This is a genomic window from Cellulomonas sp. P4_D11, assembly GCF_056401915.1.
The window spans coordinates 29,034-49,797 of the sequence record NZ_JBFUIK010000019.1; the positions used below are offsets into that span (position 1 = coordinate 29,034).

17 protein-coding genes are annotated in these 20,764 nt (G+C 73.7%); 8 read left to right on the forward strand and 9 right to left on the reverse strand.

Translation table 11 applies throughout. The features are described 5' to 3' along the window. Positions 1-51: 51 nt before the first annotated feature. The 5 genes from AC1DT4_RS13185 to AC1DT4_RS13205 all read left to right on the forward strand — a co-directional run bounded on the left by AC1DT4_RS13185 (position 52) and on the right by AC1DT4_RS13205 (position 3,985). On the forward strand, positions 52-762 hold the full coding sequence (locus tag AC1DT4_RS13185; RefSeq protein WP_477090247.1) for a DUF899 family protein: 711 nt from the start codon (positions 52-54) through the stop codon (positions 760-762). 78 nt (positions 763-840) lie between these two features. Continuing rightward, complete coding sequence (locus tag AC1DT4_RS13190) at positions 841-1,086, forward strand: BatC protein (RefSeq protein WP_477090248.1); 246 nt, start codon at positions 841-843, stop codon at positions 1,084-1,086. Then, positions 1,086-2,324 (forward strand): cupin domain-containing protein, encoded by a 1,239-nt coding sequence (locus AC1DT4_RS13195; protein WP_477090249.1) that lies wholly within the window; start codon positions 1,086-1,088, stop codon positions 2,322-2,324. Before AC1DT4_RS13190 ends, AC1DT4_RS13195 begins: the two co-directional genes overlap by 1 nt. After that, complete coding sequence (locus AC1DT4_RS13200) at positions 2,321-3,196, forward strand: sucrase ferredoxin (RefSeq protein ID WP_477090250.1); 876 nt, start codon at positions 2,321-2,323, stop codon at positions 3,194-3,196. Before AC1DT4_RS13195 ends, AC1DT4_RS13200 begins: the two co-directional genes overlap by 4 nt. Before the next feature lie 54 nt (positions 3,197-3,250). Next, positions 3,251-3,985: a metallophosphoesterase gene (locus AC1DT4_RS13205; protein WP_477090251.1), complete on the forward strand. Its 735-nt coding sequence runs from the start codon at positions 3,251-3,253 to the stop codon at positions 3,983-3,985. Between the two features lie 8 nt (positions 3,986-3,993). Here AC1DT4_RS13205 and AC1DT4_RS13210 read toward each other — a convergent pair whose 3' ends face one another. From AC1DT4_RS13210 to AC1DT4_RS13220, 3 genes are all read right to left on the reverse strand, one after another. Then, positions 3,994-4,923, reverse strand: a complete 930-nt coding sequence (locus AC1DT4_RS13210; RefSeq protein ID WP_477090252.1) for an aldo/keto reductase — start codon at positions 4,921-4,923, stop codon at positions 3,994-3,996. A 77-nt stretch (positions 4,924-5,000) separates the two neighbouring features. Continuing rightward, positions 5,001-5,468 carry a hypothetical protein gene (locus AC1DT4_RS13215; RefSeq protein ID WP_477090253.1) on the reverse strand — a complete coding sequence of 156 codons (468 nt, stop codon included), beginning with the start codon at positions 5,466-5,468 and terminating at the stop codon, positions 5,001-5,003. Between the two features lie 2 nt (positions 5,469-5,470). Next, complete coding sequence (locus AC1DT4_RS13220) at positions 5,471-7,708, reverse strand: exo-beta-d-1,3/1,6-glucosidase (RefSeq protein WP_477090254.1); 2,238 nt, start codon at positions 7,706-7,708, stop codon at positions 5,471-5,473. 63 nt (positions 7,709-7,771) lie between these two features. On the opposite strand from AC1DT4_RS13220, the gene AC1DT4_RS13225 reads away from it, so the two are divergent. Next, the gene (locus AC1DT4_RS13225; RefSeq protein WP_477090255.1) at positions 7,772-8,395 is read left to right on the forward strand and encodes a sugar O-acetyltransferase; all 624 of its coding nucleotides are present in this window, start codon (positions 7,772-7,774) and stop codon (positions 8,393-8,395) included. 521 nt (positions 8,396-8,916) lie between these two features. Then, on the forward strand, positions 8,917-10,338 hold the full coding sequence (locus tag AC1DT4_RS13230; RefSeq protein WP_477090256.1) for an HNH endonuclease signature motif containing protein: 1,422 nt from the start codon (positions 8,917-8,919) through the stop codon (positions 10,336-10,338). Between the two features lie 45 nt (positions 10,339-10,383). On the opposite strand, the gene AC1DT4_RS13235 is transcribed toward AC1DT4_RS13230, so the two are convergent. The 5 genes from AC1DT4_RS13235 to AC1DT4_RS13255 all read right to left on the reverse strand — a co-directional run bounded on the left by AC1DT4_RS13235 (position 10,384) and on the right by AC1DT4_RS13255 (position 18,580). Further along, positions 10,384-10,686 carry a hypothetical protein gene (locus tag AC1DT4_RS13235; protein ID WP_477090257.1) on the reverse strand — a complete coding sequence of 101 codons (303 nt, stop codon included), beginning with the start codon at positions 10,684-10,686 and terminating at the stop codon, positions 10,384-10,386. 205 nt (positions 10,687-10,891) lie between these two features. Then, entirely contained in the window at positions 10,892-11,617 is a 726-nt protein-coding gene (locus AC1DT4_RS13240) for an SAM-dependent methyltransferase (protein ID WP_477090258.1), read from the reverse strand. Continuing rightward, positions 11,610-16,718: an AAA domain-containing protein gene (locus tag AC1DT4_RS13245; RefSeq protein WP_477090259.1), complete on the reverse strand. Its 5,109-nt coding sequence runs from the start codon at positions 16,716-16,718 to the stop codon at positions 11,610-11,612. The genes AC1DT4_RS13240 and AC1DT4_RS13245 overlap by 8 nt, the downstream gene beginning before the upstream one ends. After that, the gene (locus AC1DT4_RS13250; protein WP_477090260.1) at positions 16,718-17,842 is read right to left on the reverse strand and encodes a M48 family metalloprotease; all 1,125 of its coding nucleotides are present in this window, start codon (positions 17,840-17,842) and stop codon (positions 16,718-16,720) included. Before AC1DT4_RS13250 ends, AC1DT4_RS13245 begins: the two co-directional genes overlap by 1 nt. Before the next feature lie 75 nt (positions 17,843-17,917). After that, positions 17,918-18,580, reverse strand: coding sequence for a DUF2306 domain-containing protein (locus AC1DT4_RS13255; RefSeq protein ID WP_477090261.1), 663 nt, complete (start codon positions 18,578-18,580; stop codon positions 17,918-17,920). Between the two features lie 169 nt (positions 18,581-18,749). Between AC1DT4_RS13255 and AC1DT4_RS13260 the strand changes: the two genes are divergently transcribed. Beyond that, positions 18,750-18,983, forward strand: coding sequence for a TFIIB-type zinc ribbon-containing protein (locus AC1DT4_RS13260; RefSeq protein WP_477090262.1), 234 nt, complete (start codon positions 18,750-18,752; stop codon positions 18,981-18,983). Between the two features lie 6 nt (positions 18,984-18,989). On the opposite strand, the gene AC1DT4_RS13265 is transcribed toward AC1DT4_RS13260, so the two are convergent. Next, entirely contained in the window at positions 18,990-20,732 is a 1,743-nt protein-coding gene (locus AC1DT4_RS13265) for a lipase family protein (RefSeq protein ID WP_477090263.1), read from the reverse strand. Positions 20,733-20,764: the final 32 nt, after the last annotated feature.

Genomic DNA, 20,764 nt, shown 5'->3' on the forward strand with positions numbered 1-20,764 from the left:
CGCCGGCTCGTCGGTACACCTACAGACACGCCATCGTGAAGGAGCCCACCCATGACCGCAACGCCGCCGATCGTCGACCGCGAGACCTGGCTGCGCGAGCGCGCCGAGCTGCTCGTGCGGGAGAAGGCCCACACGCGGGCCGGCAGCGCGCTCGCCGCGGACCGGCGCCGCCTGCCCATGGTCGAGGTGGACGGCACGGTGTCGCTGGTCGGGCCGCACGGCCCGACCCGGGTGCTCGACATGTTCGAGGGCCGCGACCAGCTGCTCGTCTGCAAGCACATGTGGCACCAGGGCAAGAGCTTCGCGGACCAGTGCCGCGGCTGCACCGCGACCGTGTGGAACTTCCAGGACGCCACCTACCTCGAGGCCCGCGGCGTGACATTCGCGATCTGGTGCGAGGGGCCGTACGACGAGTTCGCGCCCTACCGGGAGTTCATGGGCTACCGCGCGCCGTGGTACTCGGTGCAGGGCGTCGACTCCCCCGGCATCTCCGACGGCTGGCTCAACGCCTACCTGCGGGTAGGCGACCGGGTGTTCCAGACCTTCGAGACGGACGGCCGCGGGGTCGAGGTGATGATGCCGGCGCTCCAGCTGCTCGACCTCACCGTCTACGGCCGGCAGGAGGAGTGGGAGGACTCGCCGGAGGGCTGGCCGCAGGACCCGACGCAGAGCTGGTTCCGCCGCGACGGCCGCCCGATCCCCCAGTGGACCCGGCCAGGCGTCACGCGGGCCGGGGCCACCGCGGGCGACTGCTGCGACTAGCGGGCGCGACATGCGCGGCGTGGATACGCTCGCGAAGGCGGCGACGCCGCCGCACGGCTGCGAGACGAGGGAGTGTCCATGAGCATCAACGACGACGACATCACCAGCGAGCCGGCACCCGCAGGGGAGGGCGTGGCGGACGGCGGCGCGAACCCGGGTGGGCACGACGGCGGGGCCGACGGCTCCGCGGGCGAAGGCCCGGCGGACGGCGGGGCCAACCCCGGCGGGCACGACGGCGGCGCGGACGGCTCGGCCGGCGAAGGGCCGGCGGACGGCGGCGCGAACCCTGACGGGCACGACGGCGGGGCGGACGGCTCCGCGTAGTGCCGGAGGACACCCTCACGAGGCGCGGACCGGTCACCCGGTCCGCGCTCTCGCGCTGCGTCGACGTCCCCGACGAGCAGTTCGCCGCGGAGTACTGGGGCCGCGCGCCCCTGCTCTCGCCGGGGCACGACGACTTCTCCGACCTGTTCTCTCCCGCGGCCGTCGACGAGCTCGTGGGCCGCCGCGGCCTGCGGACCCCGTTCATCCGGCTCGCGCACGAGGGCGACGTCCTCGCGCCGGCCCGGTTCACCGCGTCCGGCGGCTTCGGCGCCGAGGTCTCCGACCAGGTGTCCAGCGACAAGGTGCTGGCCGAGTTCGCCGCGGGCGCCACGATCGTGCTGCAGGGCCTGCACCGGATGTGGCCGCCGCTGGTCGACTTCACGCGACGCCTGGTGGAGGAGCTGGGCCACCCGGCGCAGGTCAACGCGTACGTCACGCCGCCGTCGTCGCAGGGGTTCGCCCCGCACTACGACACCCACGACGTGTTCGTCCTGCAGGTCTCGGGCGAGAAGCGCTGGGTCATCCACGCCCCGGTGCACCCCGACCCGCTCAAGGACCAGGTCTGGACCGACCACCGGGCCGCGGTCGCCGCGGCCGGCGCCGGCGAGCCTGTGATCGACCGCGTCCTGCGGCCCGGCGACGCCCTCTACCTGCCGCGCGGCTGGATCCACTCGGCCACCGCGCTGGGCGACACCTCCATCCACCTCACCGTCGGCATGGCGGCATACACCCGGGCGGATCTGGTCGACACCCTGCTCAGCCTGGTCGGTGACACCGCGTCGCTCCGCGCGTCGCTGCCGTTCGGGATCGACGTGTCCGACCCCGACCAGCTGCGGCCGGTCGTCGAGGAGACGGTCGCGTCGCTGGTCACCGCGCTGACGGCGTCGGACCACGCGGACCTCGCGGCCCGGCGGCTGGGCGCACGCTTCGGCCGGGACACCCGCCCGGAACCCGTCGCCCCGCTGGCGACGCTGAGCGCGATCACCGGCCTGACCGAGCTCACCCGGGTCCGGTGGCGGGCCTCCTTCGGCGGCACCCTCGCGACCGCCGACGACCGCGTCCGGCTCACCGCCCGCGGCACCGTGCTCTCGCTCCCCGCGGAGGCCGAGTCCGCGCTGCGCCTCCTGCGCTCGGGCGAGCCCGTCGCCGTGGGCGAGCTGCCCGGTCTCGACCTGGCCAGCGCGCTCGTGGTCGTCCGGCGCCTGCTGCGCGAGGGTGTGGTGGTGACGTCGGAGTGACCGACTGGGTGCCATGCAGCGACGGCGCCCGCGCCCGCCAGGACTCTCTCGTCGGCACCGGCTCCCACGGCGACCGCTGGTTCCTCGTCGAGAACCAGGCCGGCTGGGGTCGGCACGCGCTGCTCGACCCGCCGTTCGACCCCGCCCTCGGTCGCGCGCTGGTGCACCGCATCGAGGGTGCCGGCATCCGCCCGCTCGCCATCCGCCGCCCGGGCCGTCGCGAGCCGCAGTCCGGGACGCGCTGGGCGCTCGTCGACTCCCGGCCGGGGCGCGAGAGCGTGCGGTGGGGGTTCGTCGACGACCCGGCTGAGCTGCTGGACGTGCCGCTCGACGGGTCCGCCGGTGAGCCGTCGGACCGGCCGGTCTTCGCGGTGTGCGCCCACGGACGACACGACCAGTGCTGCGCCGTGCGGGGTCGCGTCGTGGCGGCTCGCCTGGCGCTGGCGTACCCCGAGGAGACGTGGGAGTGCTCGCACCTGGGCGGAGACCGCTTCGCGGGGACCATGGTGCTGCTCCCGCACGGCCTCTACTACGGGTGGGCCGACGACGCCGACGTGGTCGCGGTGGCCGACGCCTACCTCCGCGGGCGCGTGGTCCCGGCGTCCCTGCGCGGGCGCAGCTCGTACTCCCACCCGGTCCAGGCCGCGCAGCACTTCGCCCGGTCCGCGCTCGGCGACGACACCCTCGACGCCTACCCGCCGCTGCGCGAGGACCGGACGGTCGACGGCTGGACGGTCGGGCTCGCCACCCCCGACGGCTCGGTGTCCGTCAGGCTCGTCGAGACCTCGTCGGCACCCCTGCTCTCCACGTGCGCCGCGACCCAGGCGCTGCCGGTCCGGCAGTGGGCGCTCGCGAGCCTCACGCGGTCGTGATGGCCGCCGACGCGCGTCAGCGCTCTACAGTCCAACCGTGAGGGGTGCATGCCCGTGACCGTCCTTGCCCACCTGAGCGACCCGCACATCGGCGCCGTCCCCGACGGCCTCGATCGGCTGCGCCGCGTGCTCGCGGAGCTCGAGCGGCTCCCGCGGCTCGACGCCCTGCTCGTCACCGGCGACCTGGCGGACCACGGCGCACCCGACGAGTACGCCGCATTCTTCGACGCCCTGCCCGCGGACGTCCCGACGATCGTCGTGCCCGGCAACCACGACGTACGCGACGCGCTGCGGCCCTTCCGCCCCGATGCGCCGCGACAGGGACCGGTCAACGGTCTCCTCGACGTCGGCGACGTCCGGGTCGTCGGGCTCGACTCATCGATCCCCGGACGCGACGAGGGACTCCTCGAGGAGGCGACGCTGGCCTTCGCGCGGACCGCCATCGACGAGGCGCCCGGACATGTGCTCCTCGCGATGCACCACCCGTCGATCGACGTCGGCAACGCGTTCATGGACGGGATGGGCCTGACCAATCCCGACGAGCTGGCGGCACTGGTCACCTCGTCGCCCGCCGTCATCGGGTGCCTGACCGGGCACGTGCACAGCGCACTGGCGGGGACGTTCGCGGGGCGGCCGATCCTCGGCGCGGTCGGGATCGTCTCGACCCTGCGGATCGGCGGCCGCGCCGACCCGCTCGACGACACGTCAGCCATGCCGGGGCTCGCGCTCCACACGATCGATCACGCCGGCGGCATCGTCACGGTCTTCCACACCCTCGCGCCGGGGTGACGTGCCCGCTACGGGACGATGTGGCCCGCCGCGCGGAACAGCTCGTACCACTCGGCCCGGGTCAGCGGGACGTCCGACCCCTCGGCCGCGCCGGCCACCCGCTCCGGGCTCGTGGTGCCCAGGACCACCTGCATCCGCGCCGGGTGCCGGGTGATCCACGCGGTCGCGATGGCGATCGGCGGGACCTCGTACTTGTGCGCGAGCCGGTCGATCACCACGTTGAGCTCGACGTAGTCCGGGGATCCCAGGAAGACGCCCGTGAAGAACCCCGCCTGGAACGGGGACCACGCCTGGATGGTGATGTCGTGCAGCCGGCAGTAGTCGAGGATGCCGCCGTCGCGGTCGATCGACTGGTCCTCGGCCTCCATGTTCGCCGCGACGCCGCGGGCGATGATCGACGAGTGCGTGATCGACAGCTGCAGCTGGTTGGCGACGATCGGCTGCCGCACGAACTTCTTCAGCAGCGCGATCTGGCCCGGTGTCTGGTTGGAGACGCCGAACGCGCGGACCTTGCCCGCGGCCTCGAGCTCGTCGAACGCCCGCGCCACCTCCTCCGGCTCCACCAGGGCGTCCGGGCGGTGCAGCAGCAGGATGTCGAGGTAGTCGGTGTCGAGCGCCGCGAGCGAGCCGTCCACCGACTCGATGATGTGCTCGTAGGAGAAGTCGAAGCCGTCCGGCGGACGGATCCCGCACTTGGTCTGGATGACGATCTCCGCGCGGTCGGCCGGCGTCAGCCGCATCGCCTCGGCGAACCGTCGCTCGCACGCGTGCATGGTGCCGCCGTAGATGTCGGCGTGGTCGACCATCGTGATCCCGGCGTCGCGGCCCGCGCCGACCAGCGCCCGGATCTCGTCGTCGGACTTGTCCGCGATGCGCATGAGCCCGAGCACGACGTTGGGCACGACGATGTCCGTGCCCGGCAGGGTGAAGGTCTTCACGTCAGGAGTCCTCTCGATACGGCGTCCACCGGGGCCATGCTCCGCCGGGTCACGGGGGTCCGCGAGCCGGGTGGCGTCTACACGGGGATGGAGACGGTGAACCCGCCCTCACCCACCGTGGCCAGCACTCCTCGATCCTCCTGCAGCTCGACCGCCGCGCACCCCTCGACGGAGGCGTCGGAGAGCGTCCCGGTCAGCCGGCAGACCAGCGTCGGCCCCGCCGGGACGTCGAGCGTGAAGAGCCCGCCGGACCCGACGGGGACCACGACTCCTCCGGCCTCGGTCACCGCGGCGGTGTCGAGACGCTCGTGGAAGTAGCGCAGCTGGTCGTCCGGCACGGGCTCGTCGAGGTCGGGCCACAGCCGGTCGACTCCGCCCGGGCCGGGCAGCGCCGCGATCCAGCCGTCCTCGACCGGCACGTCGTCGAGCCCGGTGTCGTCGACGGCCACGAGCGAACCCTGGATGCCGTCGTCGCCGGTCGGGGCGCACGCGGCGCAGAGCACGGCGATCGCGAGGACGGCGGTCCACCGGCGGGCGAGCGGCATGGTCAGGCGGTCACCAGGAAGCCGGCGCGCAGCAGCGCCTCGTCGCGCGAGGACGGGCCGACCAGCAGCTCGAACTGGCCCGGCTCGACGATGCGGTGGCCGGCGGCGTCGACGATCGTGCAGTCTGCGACCGGCAGCGTGAGGCCGACCGTGACCCGCGAGCCTGGCGCGACCTCGATCTGCCGGTAGGTCTTGAGCTCCTTCTCGGCCCACGTCACCGTGGTGACCGTGTCCCGGACGTACACCTGGACGGTCTCGAGGGCCGGCCGGTCGCCCGTGTTGTGCAGGGTGACCTGGGCGCGGACCGTGCCGCCGGCGCCGAGGACCGGCTCGACCACCCGCAGGTCCTCGTAGGTGACCGTCGTGTAGGAGAGGCCCTCGCCGAACGCGAACGGCGGCCGCTGCGTGAGGTCCGCGTAGCGCGTGCCGTGCTGCGCCGGCAGCTGGTTGTAGTAGATCGGCAGCTGGCCGACGTGCTCCACGAACGAGATCGGCAGGCGGCCGGACGGCTCGATCTGGCCCAGCACCAGCTCGGCGATCGCGCGCCCGCCGCGCATGCCCGGGTTCGCGGCCCAGACGATGGCCGACGCATTCATGGCGCTCGGCGGCAGGACGTGCGGCTTGCTCGCGATGACGACGACGACGAGCGGCTTGCCCGTCGCGGCCAGGGCGTCGAGCAGCGCGACCTGCCCGCCGACCAGCTCGAGCGTGGCCGTCGACCGGCCCTCGCCGACGAGCTCGATGCGGTCGCCCACCACCGCGACGACCACGTCGGCGGTCTCGGCGGCGGCCACCGCCTCCGCGATGAGCGCCTCGTCCGGCTCGACGGGGATGACCACCTGCGGTCGCGGCTGGCCGTCGGGGAAGAACTCGCCCTCGGGGTCGGCGCCGAGCGTGAGGATGTCGGCGCCGCGCGCGTGCGTGACCGTCCAGCCTTCGGGGACCTGGTCGCGGAAGCCGTCGAGGACCGTCTGCGTCATCTCGCGCGGGTGGCCGTCGGGGAGCCAGTCCGCCTGGCCGGAGGCGCCGGCCCAGTCGCCCAGCTGCGTGTGCTGGTCGTCCGCGTTGGGTCCGACGACGGCGATCGCCTTCTTCTCGGCGCTCAGCGGGAGCGTCCCGTCGTTGGTGAGCAGGACGAGCGAGCGGCGGGCGACCTCGAGGTTGAGCTCGACGTGCTCCGCGGACCCGATGACTGCCTGCTGCCGCTCGACGTCCGGGTGCCGGGCGTCCTCGAACAGCCCGAGCTCGAACTTCAGCGTGAGGATCCGGCCGACGGCGGCGTCGAGCGCGGACTCGTCGAGCATGCCGCTGCGCACGGCCTCCTGCGCACCCTCGAAGAAGCCGGGCGTGGTCATGACCATGTCGTTGCCCGCGCGGATCGCGGCCGCCGAGGCGTGCGCGTAGTCGGGCTGGATGTGCTGCTCCCAGACCATGCGGCCGACGTTGTCCCAGTCGGTGATGAGCGTGCCGGTGTAGCCCCACTCGCCGCGCAGCACCTCGTTGAGCAGCCAGTCGTTGATGGTGATCGGGACGCCGTCCATCGACTGGTAGCCGAGCATGAAGGTCCGGCAGCCCTCTTTCGCGACCCGCTCGAACGGCGGGAGGAACCAGGAGCGCAGCTTGCGGCGGCTGAGGTCGGCCTCGCTGGCGTCGCGCCCGCCCTGCGTCTCGGAGTAGCCCGCGAAGTGCTTCGCCGTCGCCAGGATCGCGGTCGGGTCGTCGAGTCCGGCACCCTGGTAGCCGCGGACCATGGCCGACGACAGCTCGCCGATGAGGAACGGGTCCTCGCCGAACGTCTCGCTCACGCGGCCCCAGCGCAGGTCGCGGGCGATGCAGAGCACCGGCGAGAACGTCCAGTGGATGCCCGTGGCCGCCACCTCGACGGCGGTCGCCCGGGCCGCCCGCTCGAGCAGTCCGGCGTCCCAGGTGGCCGCCATGCCGAGCTGCGTCGGGAAGATCGTCGCGCCCTCCCAGAAGGAGTGCCCGTGGATGCAGTCCTCGGCGATCAGGAGCGGGATCTGCAGCCGTGTCTGCGCGGTGAGCTCGTGCGCCTGGCGGACCCGCTCGGGCGACGTGTGCAGGATCGAGCCGACGTGCAGGTGGAGGACCAGGTCCTCGACGCCGTCCTTGGCGTTGAGCTGCATCATCTGCCCGACCTTCTCCTCGAGCGTCATGCGCCCGACGAGGTCGGCGACGCGCTCGGCGACGGGAAGGGACGGGTCCTGGTAAGGCGCGGTCATGAGGCGTCCTGATCGGATCGTTTCGAGCATGATGGGCTGCGGAACACCCTAGAGGAGCGTGTGATGACCGACGAGTACGACGCCGTCCGTGCCGTGATGAACGACGGCGGGCTCTACGTGGACTTCGGGCCGGGCCTGGAGGCCCTCGAGGCCGAGCGGGTGGCCGGCAAGGAGCTGACGTACGACTTCAACCACTCGCGCCCGGGCGAGGCTGCCCGCCGGACGTCGATCCTGCAGGAGCTGCTCGGCTCCGTGGGCCCCGACGCCTGGATCGAGCCGCCGCTCCACGTCTCCTACGGCTCGCACGTGCACGTCGGCTCGCAGTTCTACGCCAACTTCAACCTCGTGCTCGTGGACGACGCCGACATCCACATCGGCGACCGCGTGATGCTCGCGCCGAACGTCACGATCTCGACCGCCGGCCACCCGACCGTCCCCGAGGAGCGTGCCGGCGGGAAGCAGTTCTCACTGCCGGTGCGGATCGAGGACGACGTGTGGATCGGGTCGAACGTCACGATCCTGCCCGGCGTCACCGTCGGCGCCGGCTCCGTGATCGGCGCCGGCAGCGTGGTCACGCAGGACATCCCGCCCCGCGTGGTCGCCGTCGGCGTGCCGTGCCGCGTGCTGCGGTCGGTGGACGCGAGCGACGTGGATCGTCGCCGATCGGTGAACGGGAACGGCCGCTGAAGCGCGCCCGGTCGCTGAACGGGAACGGTCGCTGAGGAACACCCGGTGGCTGAACGAGAACGGTCGCTGAAGAACACCCGGTCGCTGAACAACATTGGTCGCTGAACGGGACCGGGTCGCCGAACAGCATCGGTCGCTGAACGCCGCTGTCGAGCGCAACGCCAGCGCGGGGTCGCCGACCACGCGACACCAGCGGCGTTGCCGACCAGCTGCGCTCACGAGATGCGGGAACCCCTTGCGATCCAGCTGGGTCTGGGCGCTCCGCGATAGCAACTCGACGCGTAAGAGTCGGCGGTCGCGTACCCCGTCTTTCCACGAGCCTCTTTCCACAGGCCACCCGCCGGTGCGTCAGTGGTCAGTCGTACACTTGTTCGATAGCCGCAGGGAGCGGTGGTCGCAGGTGAGCGGAGGTAGCGGTGATGACAGCGATCCTCGACGAGCCTCGCGCACACATGACGCCGCCTTATGCCGTGGCCGCTGGCTCCGCTACGCCGCCCACCGTTCCTGCTCCCCCTCCAACCGTGTCCCCGCTGATGGTGTGGGCGGACTCGGGGCACGGGTCGCGTCCGGGTGCCGCGCCGGTGCCTGGTCCGGGTGTGCGGGTCGTGGACCTGGCCGCCGCGGAGGTGCCGGTGCCGGGTGTGCGGGTCGATGACCTGGTCGCGATGCTGGTCTCGGTGCCGGTCGCGGACGTCTCGGATGTCGCACTGGTGAGCACGGTGGCCGCGATGACGCAGGCGGTCAACATGCTGCAGGCCGCCCAGGCGGCGGTGATCCGGGAGATCGAGGCGCGCACCGTGGACGCGTTGCGGCACGTCCCCGACGAGCTCGCGTGCGCCCTGGTCTGCACCCGCCGGTTGGCCGAGACCCTGTTCCTGCGCGCGGACGCGGTCGCGGACCACCCGGTGCTGGCCGACGCGTGGGCGGCCGGTGCTCTGGAGGCGCGCAAGATCGACGTGATCCTGGCCGAGATCCACACGGGCGGTGCCGGTCTGGACCGCGACGTCATCGACCGGGTGGTCGCCGACGCCGTGAACCACGCCGCCGAGCTGACCGCCCCGCAGCTGACCCGGCACGTACGGGCCGTGCTGCTCGCGGTCAACCCCGACGTCCCCGAGAAGCGGCGCCGCGCCGAACGCGAGCGGCGCGGGGTGTTCCTGGAGCTGGCCCCCGATGCGATGGCCCGCCTGATCGCCTACCTGCCCGCCGCGGAGGCGACGGCGGCGTTCACCGCGATCGACGCCCTGGCCGGGAACAGTGCCGTCGACGGTGACCAGCGGAGCGTGGATCAGCGGCGCGCGGACGCATTCAGTGACATCTTCACCGGGATCCTGGACCGGCAGGCCACCCCGGACGGCACCCCACTACCCACCCGGCACGGGCAACGCGCCGCCCTGCAGGTCTCTGTGGCCGCGTCCACCCTGCTCGGCCTCGACGACAACCCCGGGTACCTCGGCTCCTACGGGCCCATCCCGGCCCAGGTCGCCCGCGAGCTCGCCCAGGACGCCACCTGGCGGCGGGTGCTGACCGACCCGGCCACCGGGCAGGTGTGTTCGGTCGGCACCCAGTCCTACCGGCCGGGTGCGGACCTGACCCGCACCGTCCAGGCGCGGGATGTCACGTGCACCTTCCCCGGCTGCCGCCAGCCGGCCACCCGGTGCGAGCTCGACCACCGCATCCCCTACGACCACAACCGCACCACGACCGACCAGGGTCACGAGACCCAAACGTGCGAGGCGAACCTCCACGCCCTCTGCAAACACCACCACCAAGCCAAGACCAAGGGCTGGTGGCAGGTCACCTACAACCCCACCACTGGGGTCTCGACCTGGACCGACCGGCACGGGCTGACCTACGCGCGCAGCCCGGTCCTGGTCCTGGTCTCACCCGACGCGCTCGAGCACCGACCACCACCACCCGACATCGGCGACCCACCCTTCTGACCTGCGGACGGCACCCTCGGTGCCCGTCCTCCGCCCTCCGACGGTTCACCACAGGCTGCCGAGGAGCGTCAGCGTCAGGGCGACAGCCAGACAGGAGCCCAGCAGCACGGCAGTCGTGCGGGCGGCGCGGGCGCCGAGCTCCTGCCGGGCGACCACGACGGGGAGACCCCACAGAAGGACCGCGATGACGCGGACCACGACCCCTCCGACGACTGCCCCTTGGCTCGGCGTCGACGCCATGAAGCCCGATCCGCCGATCAGGCCGATGACCCAGAGGAACGCCGAGACCAGGACGGTGACGATGCTGACGAAGACAACTGCAGCGAGGCCCCAGCGCCGTGTTGTCATCCGGGCACCGTAGGGGCGTTGTTGCTCCAGGAAGTCCACCGCCCGATGCGATCACCCGGTCGGGCGAGCGGCGGTCAGGGCTCGCCGCGGTCAGAGCGCGACGCGGTCAGGGCGAGCGGATGGGCAGAGCGAGCGACGGTCAGGGCGAGCGGATGGGCAGCGCGAACGACGGTCAGCATGAGCGGGTGGTCGGCGCGAGCGACCTTCAGAGCGAGCGGCGGACCGCCATCACGTTGTCGGTGACCTCCGCGACCTCGCCCGCTGGGCCGGTCGCCATCCGCTGAGGGGCGTCCAGGCGTTCCACGTCCCAGCCGTCGCTCAGGTGGAACGAGGCAAGCGACTCGGCGGGCGTCGGGAAGGTGGCGTCCTTCTTCCACGACCACGGCGAGACGGACGCGTGCTCGACCACCAGCAGGAGGCCGCCGGGCGTCACGAGCTGGGCGGCGCGGTGCAGGACCGCGCTGCGCGGGAACTCCGCCGGGCCGTGGAGGTAGGTCGCCGACACCAGGTCGAAGGGTCCGGCGGGCATCGACTCGCGAAGGTCGTGCTGCTCGGTGGTCACGAGGTCGGTCAGGCCGGCGTCGGCGGCGGTCTGCGCGACGCGCGTCAGGGCGACGGACGACGCGTCGACCGCGGTGACCTGCCATCCGAGCGACGCCAGCCAGAGGGCATCGCCGCCGTGACCGCAACCAAGGTCGGCGGCCCGGCCGGGCTTCGGGAGCAGGGCTGTCACCACGTCGACGACGACCGCGTTCGGGCGAGTACCCCACGAGGGGTCGACGGTGGCGTAGCGCTCCTCCCAGTAGTTCTCGCCGTGGGTGTGCCGGTGGGTGGGCTCGGCGTTCGGAGGAGAAGCGAGCACGGGGTCGGCGGTCGCGGCGTCCCTCCGGCGGTTCTCGGTGTGCGTGTGGGCGTGGGTGCGCTCAGTCATGGCTCTCAGCGTCGACGGCGGTCGCCGTAGAAGGCAACGTGGTTTGCCGGTCCGGCAAGCCCACGGCGGCTGCGAGACGGCGCACGACCTGGTCGGGGTCCGACTCCCACTCGGCGGCCAGCACCTGGATCACGCGCCAGCCGCCGGACCGCAGGGCGGTGGGCTGCGTGATGCGGCGCTCGTCGAGGGACAGGTCGGCGAGGCGCGACGACTGGTCGACCAGGACGCCGACGGTGTGCACCGGCGACCCCGGCGGGCGCAGCGCCAGGTCACACCGGAACGCCGACTGCCCGACGCCCTCGACGACAGCGACGCCGACCGCGCGCAGGGCGTCGGCGATCTGCTCCACGATCGGTCCCGGCGCCGGGGCGACGGGACGCCCGGCCCGCTCCCGCAGCCCCGCCAGCACCCCGTCGGCCGCGGCGGCGTCGCCGTTGGAGACCGCGTCGGCGTAGTGCAGGAACCCGCGCAGCGTGTTGGCGCCGTCGTTGTACACGTTGGTGATCGCGGTGTGGTCGATGCTGCTGACCAACACCATGTGCCGGCGGGCGCGGCTGAAGATGACGTTGAGCCGCTTCTCGCCGCCCGCATTGTTGATCGGGCCGAAGTTCATGCGCATGCGCCCATCGGGCCCGGCGGCGTAGCAGACGCTCATGAGGATGATGTCGCGCTCGTCGCCCTGGACGTTCTCGAGGTTCTTCACGAACAGCCCGACCACCTGGCCGTCCTCCTCGCGCGCGACCTCGGCGTCGTATCGCCTGTCGAACTCCGGGTCGTCGCGGGCGAGCCGGTCGAGCGCGCGCTCGATCTCCGACTGCTGCGCCTCCGAGAACGCGACGATCCCGAGCGTCTGCCCGGTCTCTCGCGCCAGCAGCTCGCGGACCAGGTGCGCGATCCACACCGCCTCCTGCGCGTTGGTCCGCTGGGCGTAGACGCCGTCGAGCACGCGCATCGCGCTGATGCTCCGCTCGAGCAGCCCGTCGACGGCGCTCGTGACGTCCGACGGTGCGGGCGACGACCCGACCGTCAGCTCGAGCGGGCGCGCGCGCACGTGGGTGAGGGTCCGGTCCGGGATCGTGGTGAGCCGGCCCTCGTAGAACGCCGCGTTGCTGAACTGGATGAGGGCCTCGTACTGGCTGCGGTAGTGCCAGGTGAGCATCGTCGACGGCAGCCGCACCGACCCGACCGCGAGGAAGCTGTCCGAGTCGAGGACGGAGCCCACCGGGGCGTCGTCGACGTCGTCGTCCGCCGGCGCTTCGGCCGCGCCGCCGCCCGCCTGGAAGTACCGGGTGGGCGGGAGCTGCATCCGGTCGCCGACGACGATCACCTGCGCGCCCCGGAACAGCGCGGGGACAGCCTCCTCGACGGGGATCTGGCTGGCCTCGTCGAAGATCACGACGTCGAACGAGCCCTCGAGCGGCAACGTGTCCGACAGCGACGACGGGCTCATCAGCCACACGGGCCGCATCGCCGCGACGACAGCCCCCGGGTCCGCCGACGCGAGATACCGGATCGACTTGTACGCCCGGACCTTGCCGAACTCGTGCTCGAGCTCGCGACGCCCGGCCATCCAGACCGCCTTGGCGGCGCGCGCCTCGAGGTCCATCCCGCTGACGCTGCGCTGCGAGTGCGCGACCGCGGCGGCGAACCGGGCGCGCAGCCGGGCCGTGATGACCTCGGCGTTGGCGCGCTGGAGCGCCGGTGCCTGCTCCGCCACCCGGTCGAGCAGGTCGGCGAGGCGGTCGCCGTCGAGCCGGCTGAGCGCGGGCAGCTGGGCGCGGGCCTCGCCCATCGAGGCCGCGACGACCGCGTACTCGAGCTGGTCGGGCGACGCGTCGAGGGCCCGCAGCGCGCGCAGCGTCGACGGGCTGGACGCGAGGTCGCGCAGCGGGGCCGCGACGGCGCGGACGAGCGCCTGCCCGTCCGGCCCGGTCAGCCCGCGCAGCTCGTCGCGGAGGGCGGCCATCGGCAGGTCGTCGGCGCCCGCGACCAGACCGTCGAGCGCGGGCCGGACCGCCTCCACCAGCTCCGGCAGGCGGTCGAGCACGTCGTCGGGCTGCTCGTCGGCGAGGCGCGCGCGCCACACCGCGAGGGTCCCGGTGTACCGCCGGATCGCCGCGACCCGCTCGGTCAGCACCGCGAGGTCGGCGTGGCCCCAGTCGCGCGCCAGCTGCTGGGACAGGGCGTCCGCACGCGCGGCCGTGTCGTACCGCGCGACCAGCAGCTCGAGGGCTTGGACGGCCGACGGCCGCACCTGCCGGTCGGCGGCGTCGAACCCGGACTCGACGAGCCGCCGCACGCGCCGCCAGCCCCCGTCGAGGAACTTCCAGAACGAGGCCTCCCGGCGCCGGGCGATCTCGAGGGCGGCGACCGCGTCGGCTGCCGACAGCGGCTGGCGCCAGCCCGCCGCGGCCCGGTCCGCCGCGTCGGCTGCCGCCTCGACGTCGCGCCAGGCCACCGCCGACTCCTCGAGGCGCCGGGCCTCGGGGGTGCGCGGCGTCACCGCCGACCCCAGCCCTCGCTGGACCAGCGGCGCGAGGACGGCGTGCATCTGGCCGACGGCGTCGGCGTCGTCGACCGTCAGGCCGTCGCCGTCCGTCGACGCCCCACCAGCGACGAGGACGGCGAGCACGGCGTCGAGCGTCCCCACGGCATCGGCGGCGCGCTGCGCCACCACGGCGTCCGCGCGGGGTTGGTCGAGCACGGCCGGGTCGACCAGCCGGACGGGCGTGCGCGCGAGCACGGGCGCTGCGCCGGCGCGCGCCAGAGCGCCCGTGAGCGCGTCGACCAGCGGTCGGACCGGCACCCACGCGCCCGGCTCGGGGAGCAGAGCCTGCTCGCCAGGCGTGAGCTCGGCGCCCCAGCGGGACGCGCGCAGCGCGACCAGCCGCTCGAGCACCTCGTGCACGGGCACGCCGCCGCCGTCGGACCCGAGGGCCTCCTCGTACCGCCCGACCTCCGCCAGCGCCGCCGTCGTCGCCTCGATCAGGGCCGTCCGTCGCGCCTCGACCGCGTCGAGCGGCTCGGCGTCGAGGAGCCACCGCTCGTACGTGGCGCGCAGGCCGTGCACGAACTCCTTCTTGTCCTCCTGGCTGTCGTGCACCAGCGTGCAGATCTCGTCGAGCCCCTGCGCCCGCAGCCGGGCGTGCACGACGTCGAGCGCCGCGCGCTTCTGGCACACGAAGAGCACGCGCTTGCCGTGCGCGACGAAGTCGGCGACCAGGTTGGTGATCGTCTGCGACTTGCCCGTGCCCGGCGGCCCCTGGATCACGAAGTTGTCGCCGGTCCGGGCCTGCGCGACCGCCGCGACCTGCGACGCGTCTGCGGGGACCACCAGGTAGCGGTCGGTCGTCGGGATCGATGCGCCGGTGGGGGCGACGTCGCGCGGCGCGGTCGAGAACAGCTCGTCGAACGCGGCGTTCGGCATCGGCTCGGCCAGCAGGGAGTCGTAGTCGCGGACCAGGCTGAGCGTCCGGTAGTTGAAGTTGGCGAGCGTGACCATGGTGAGGTCGACGTCCCACGTGTACGGGTTCTCGTCGCCGTGCGCCTGCACGGAGAAGGTGTCGACCTCGGTCACGTGCTGGGCGACGGGCCGATCACCCAGCTCGACGGACATCGGGATCGGCTGCCGCTCGATCCGGTCGCGGAAGATCTGCACGCCGAGCGGCGCCCACCCGGGCCGGCGGTAGGAGTACGCGTACTGCCGGTGCCCGACCGCGGGGCTGGACGACGGCCGGCGCCGGCGGTAGGCCTGCAGGGCCACCTGGGCGCGGTGCCGGACCAGCTCGATGCGCGGCTTGTCGACGAGGCCGACCACGACCGCGGGCTGCGTCCTGCGGGCCTGCTGCTCGATGCTCGCGCGGAGCTGCTCGACCGCGCCGTCGTCGGCCAGGTCGACCGTCTCCGGCAGCCGCAGCCCGAAGAGCTCGTCCAGCTGGTGGCGCACCACGGGGTTGACCTCGGCGACCGTGCCCGTCAGCTGTAGGCGGTAGGCGTCGCGGACCCCCCGCTGCTTGGTGAGCGTGACCGGCGCCAGCACCAGCGGCGACTCGATCGGGGTGCCGGGGTCGTTCTTCACGTCGTGCCAGCGCAGGAACGCGACGACGAGCCGCAGCTGGTCGTGCCCGTACTCGGCCCGGTCCCGGCGGGCCGACGAGATGATCGCGTCGAGCGACGCCGCGGCGTACGGGGCGTCGTCCCACCGGACCAGCGAGCCCACGTCGACGGCCTTGCCGTCCACCAGCCGCGCGGACGCCGGGCCGCCCCACGTGAACAGCTGCGACGCCCGGACGTGCCGGACGTCGAGCACCAGCGGCACCGACGCCTCGGTGAGGTTGACGGTCCGGCCGGTCGGGCGGAAGTACAGCAGCGGGTTGCGGCGGGAGGCGTCGAAGAGCCGGTCGCGGAGGTGCTCCAGCACGGCCGCCCGCGGGTCCGGACGGGAGCCGAGCACGCGCTCCAGGTCGAAGTCCTCGGGCTGGTCGCGGTACGTGTCGAGCCGGGCGATCACGTCGGCCAGGTCCTGGGCGCGCCGACGCCGGTCCGGCGCGATCATCGAGGCGGCGACCGTGGCCAGCACCGGGTGCAGGGCCGGAGCCAGGGCGAAGAGGTTGTTCCGCCGCTCCTGCAGCAGGTCGGCGTCGCCCTGGTCGGCCAGGTCCAGCCCGCACAGCAGCGCGACCAGCAGCTCGCCCAGGCTGGCGATGTCGGTCAGCTCGTCGTGGTGGCCGACCAGGTGCTCCCACCGCTGCCACCCGGCCACGATGCGCATCCCGCCCTCGTCCAGCATCAGGTCGTCCGCGCCGGTCCCCGACAGGTCGTGCTCGACGATCCCGCGGCGGTCCACCTCGACCGCGGCCGACGCGCCGCGCTCCACGGCCGCGAGCGCAGCCCGGTTGCGCACCGGCGGGCCGGCGCGCGTGACGTCGATGGTCACCGGCTCGTCGTCGGCGTGCGCGAGCGCGTCCAGCCCGCGCAGCGGGGCCACCCGGCCGGTCTCGTGGAGGCTCTGCACGGTGCGGAACATGGGCAGCAGGAGCCCGAGGACGTCGTCCGCCGGCAGCCCGCCGCGCGCGACGGCACGGCCGATCAGGTGGCGCATCAGCCGGCCGCCAGCGTGGCGGTCGCGCGCGCGCCCAGGTCCAGCTCCGCGGCGACCAGCGCCAGCAGGTCCGGCCCGAGGCCGACCCGGCGCGCCAGCGCGACGACGGCGGCGAGGTCGTCGAGGCCCCCGTCGTCGTCGGCGGTCGCGAAGTCCAGCAGCACCGCCGCGAGGTAGGTGCGGGTGTCGGCCGGCAGGCCGCCCGGCATGTCCGTGAGCGCGGGGCTCTGGGTGCCGACGAGCACGCCGTAGCCGGCGGCCAGGGCGACGGCCTCGTCGCTGCGCACCGCGTCGTCGGCCACCAGCATCCACACCAGTGACCGCGTGACCTCGGAAAGCCGGTCCTGGCCCAGGACGTCGAGCGTGGCGAGGTCGAGCTGGGGACCGAGGGCAGCCGCCACCGCGGGCTCGGCCCCTGCGCCCCGCTCCTTCCACTCCTGCAGCGCCCACGCGCGCAGCACCGTCTCGGGGTGCGTGGTGCCCGCGCTCGGCACGCTGTAATCGACCTCGGCGGCCTGCCGCAGGTACGCCGCGGGGTCGACCTTCGCCAGCCCCGTCGACACCTTGACCAGGCCGCTCACCGTCGTGATCAACGAGCCGCAGGCCAGCACCGCACCGCGGTCGGCGTACAGCTCCGTGGCCAGCCGGAATCGCCGGGCGGTCTCCAGGTACTCCGACGGGGTGCGGGCGTCCGACTCGGCGGCGTCCAGCAGTCGCGCCGCGGCCAGGTACCGGCCGCCCTCGGCGGACCACAGGACGTGGTGGGCCAGCTCGTGCCCGGCGACCGCGCACAGCTCGTCGGCGTCGAGCAGGTTGAGCGTCCCGCCGCCGAGCACGAGGACCGCGCGGTCCGGCACGTAGAGCAGCTCGGCCGTGGTGCTGGGCCCGCCCTCGTCGACGTAGACCTCGAGAGGGACGATCACGCCGAGCGCCTCGGCGGCGCGCTGCACCGCCGCGTGGACCTCGAGATGGGCCGTCGCGTCCACCCGGTAGGTCTGGCGCAGCAGCAGCTGGCCCAGCTCCGGACCCGGCGCCGGCCGCAGCGAGCCGATCGCCACCGGGTTCTCCCGCTCGAGGAGCGCCGTGACGTCGCGGTGGTACGGCAGCGGTCGCCAGTCCGTCACTGCGCCTCCCGTCGTCGACCCGGCCCCGGCGACGATAGCCGCCGCCGACGACATCGCGCCGGACGGCGCCGCCCGTCAGGTCGCGACGAGCGCGCCGGGCCGGGACGCGCGGACGGCGGACCTGCGGCGCCGGCGGATGATCCACTCGGCGACGGCCAGGTTGATCAGCCATGCCGCGGCCATGAGCAGCGCCTTCCCCGTCACGCCGGGGGCACCCAGGGCCAGCGTCCAGGGCGCGAAGATCACGGCCTGCGTCCCGGCGCCCTGGCCGATCGCGTAGCCGCGGGTCATCCAGGCACTGTGCGTGACGACGTCCCCGCGCCGGATGTGCACCACGCCGAGCACGAGGAAAGCGACCATCGCCGAGCCGAAGACCCAGCGGAACACCTCGAGCAGCGCGCCGTCCGACGCCGGGAGGTCGGAGAACGACGCCATCCAGAGGCCCGCGAGCGCCGCGAGGATCCCGGCGGGCGCGACGACGCGGCCGGCCCGACGGTGCCACGCGGGCCGGCGCCGGCGCAGCCCCGGGTGGAACTGGAACGCCCCGAGCAGCAGGAACACGGTGGCGCAGACGATGTGCACCACGACCGGGAGCGGCATCGAGACGAACCGCTCGTTGTCCGGCGTCACGGCCGGGTCGCTGCTCAGCTCCGCCAGCCGGATCGACCCCGCGAGCATCGGCACGAGGCTGAGCAGGATCAGGCCGGCGGGAATGCGCCACGCGTGCTTCGGAACCATCGGACTCCCTCTCGTCGGGCCGCGTCTCGTCCTGACGAGAGCCTCTCGACTACCGGCGCGCGGGACATCGGTCGTTCGCCCGCCCGCCGGCTCGGCCGATCGGCCGAGGAAACCCTCGGCCGGGGTCGGTCGTTGGCCCCCCGACGGCACCCCATCGGACGGAGACCACATGAACCCGCTCGTCTGCCCCAAGTGCGGCTCGGACATGCGCGCCTACGAGCGCAACGGCGTGACCATCGACCAGTGCACCGGCTGCCGCGGGATCTTCCTCGACCGCGGCGAGCTCGAGCACCTCACCGACGCGGAGTCGGCCTACTACGGCTCCCGCGGTGACCGCGACGACTACTACGGCGGCACGAAGAAGCGCCGCTCCAGCAGCTTCCTGGGCGAGCTCTTCGACTGAGCCGGCTCAGGCGCAGGTATCGGCGGCGGGCGCACCCGCGAACCGGTCCCGGGTCCACGCCAGCAGGTCGGGGACCAGCGGCGAGTCCGGCTCCACGAACGGGACGTGACCGCGACCGGCGTACGTGCGGTAGTCGACGGCGTACCCGTCGGCGCACCGCGCGGCGACGTAAGCGTCCTGCGCGGACGGGCTCACCAGGCCGTCGTCGGCGCCCTGCCCGACCAGCAGCGGCGCCGGGATCGGCCCCGCCGGGACGTTCTCCTCGAGGCGGGCGAGGAACGGGCCGCTGCTCGGGTCGCCCGACCAGATCGGCTTGTCGAACGAGAGCGCGGTCAGCACCGAGACCAGGATCCCCGGCTCGGCGAGGCAGCGCTGGGCCATCTCCCGCACGATGATCCGAGCGCTCGGGCGCACGAGGTCCTCGTACCGCACGTCGGGGTAGGCCGTGGTGTACGCGTCGACGACGTAGGACGCGAAGAGCTCGCCGCCGGTCACGCTCTCCAGCGTGTCGACGAGTCCCGGCAGGTTGCTCGCGGGCGCGAGCGCGGCGACGCCGTCGATCTCGAGCTCGGGCGCGTAGGTCGGCGCGAGCATCCCGGCCCAGAGCGCGGCGTGCCCGCCCTGCGAGTGGCCCCAGACGACGGTCTCGTCGGCCAGGTCGGCATCGGCAAGCTGGTGGGCCGCCCGGACGGCGTCGAGGACGGACCGGCCCTCGCCCTGCCCGATGAGGTACGGGTGCGGTCCCGCCGTACCGAGCCCGACGTAGTCGGTGGCGACCATCGCCCAGCCGGCGTCGATCACCTGGTCCTGCAGGTACATCGCCCCCGCGGCGAGCCCGTCGTCCAGCACGGACGGCGCGCAGCCCGGCACGGCGCCGGTGGTCCCGTGCGCCCACGCGACGACGGGGCTCGGCGTCGCCGCGGTCGGCGCGATGACCAGGCCGCTCGCGACCGCGGGCTCTCCCTCGTCGCGGGTGGTCGTGTAGAGGATCCGCCACGCGGTCGCGCCGTGGGGGATCTCGTCGCTGTCGAACGGCTCGCTGCGCAGGAGCTGGCCGGGCGCGGCCGGCACGTCGTCGGGCGGGTCGTAGAACGCGTCGGGCGTCGGCACCCTGCTCTGCAGGACGAGGCTCACCGCGACGAGCACGAGGGCGACGACCGCGCCCAGCACGGTCCCGGCCAGCTGCCACCCGCCGGTGCGCGGGGTGCCGGGGCGCGGGACGGGCAGGGCGAGCCGCTCGTGCCGCCCGCGGAAGAACCCGACGATCTCCGTCACCCCGACGATCACGAGCCACGCGCCGAACAGGACGGCGACCACCAGCACCGTGACGTCGGGCCACGAGAGCGCGAGGACGCCGAACAGGATCGACGTCATGCCGCCGAGGACCGCGCTCGCCCGGGCCGCCCCGTGGACGTGCGGGGCATGGGCGAGGTCGATGCCGCCGGCGACGACGAGCGTCACGCCCAGCACGACGGTCGCGACGACGATGGAGGCGCCCGGCCAGACGAGGATCGCGAGCGCGGCGGCGAGGTAGACGATGCCGCGCAGGACCGTCGAGAGCACGCCGTGCCGCACCACCAGCCCCGAGATGCCCGCGACCGTGAGGCCGACGACGAGCACCACCATGAGCACCGCGAGCGACGCGAACGGTCGCACCGCCAGCAGGGCGCCGACCAGCACCGACGCGATCCCGAGGATCAGCCGCAGGCCGTGCGACTCCCGCGGTGCCGGGTCGCCGGGAGACTCCATGCTGCTGAACCTAGGTCACCTCCGAGGGTGGA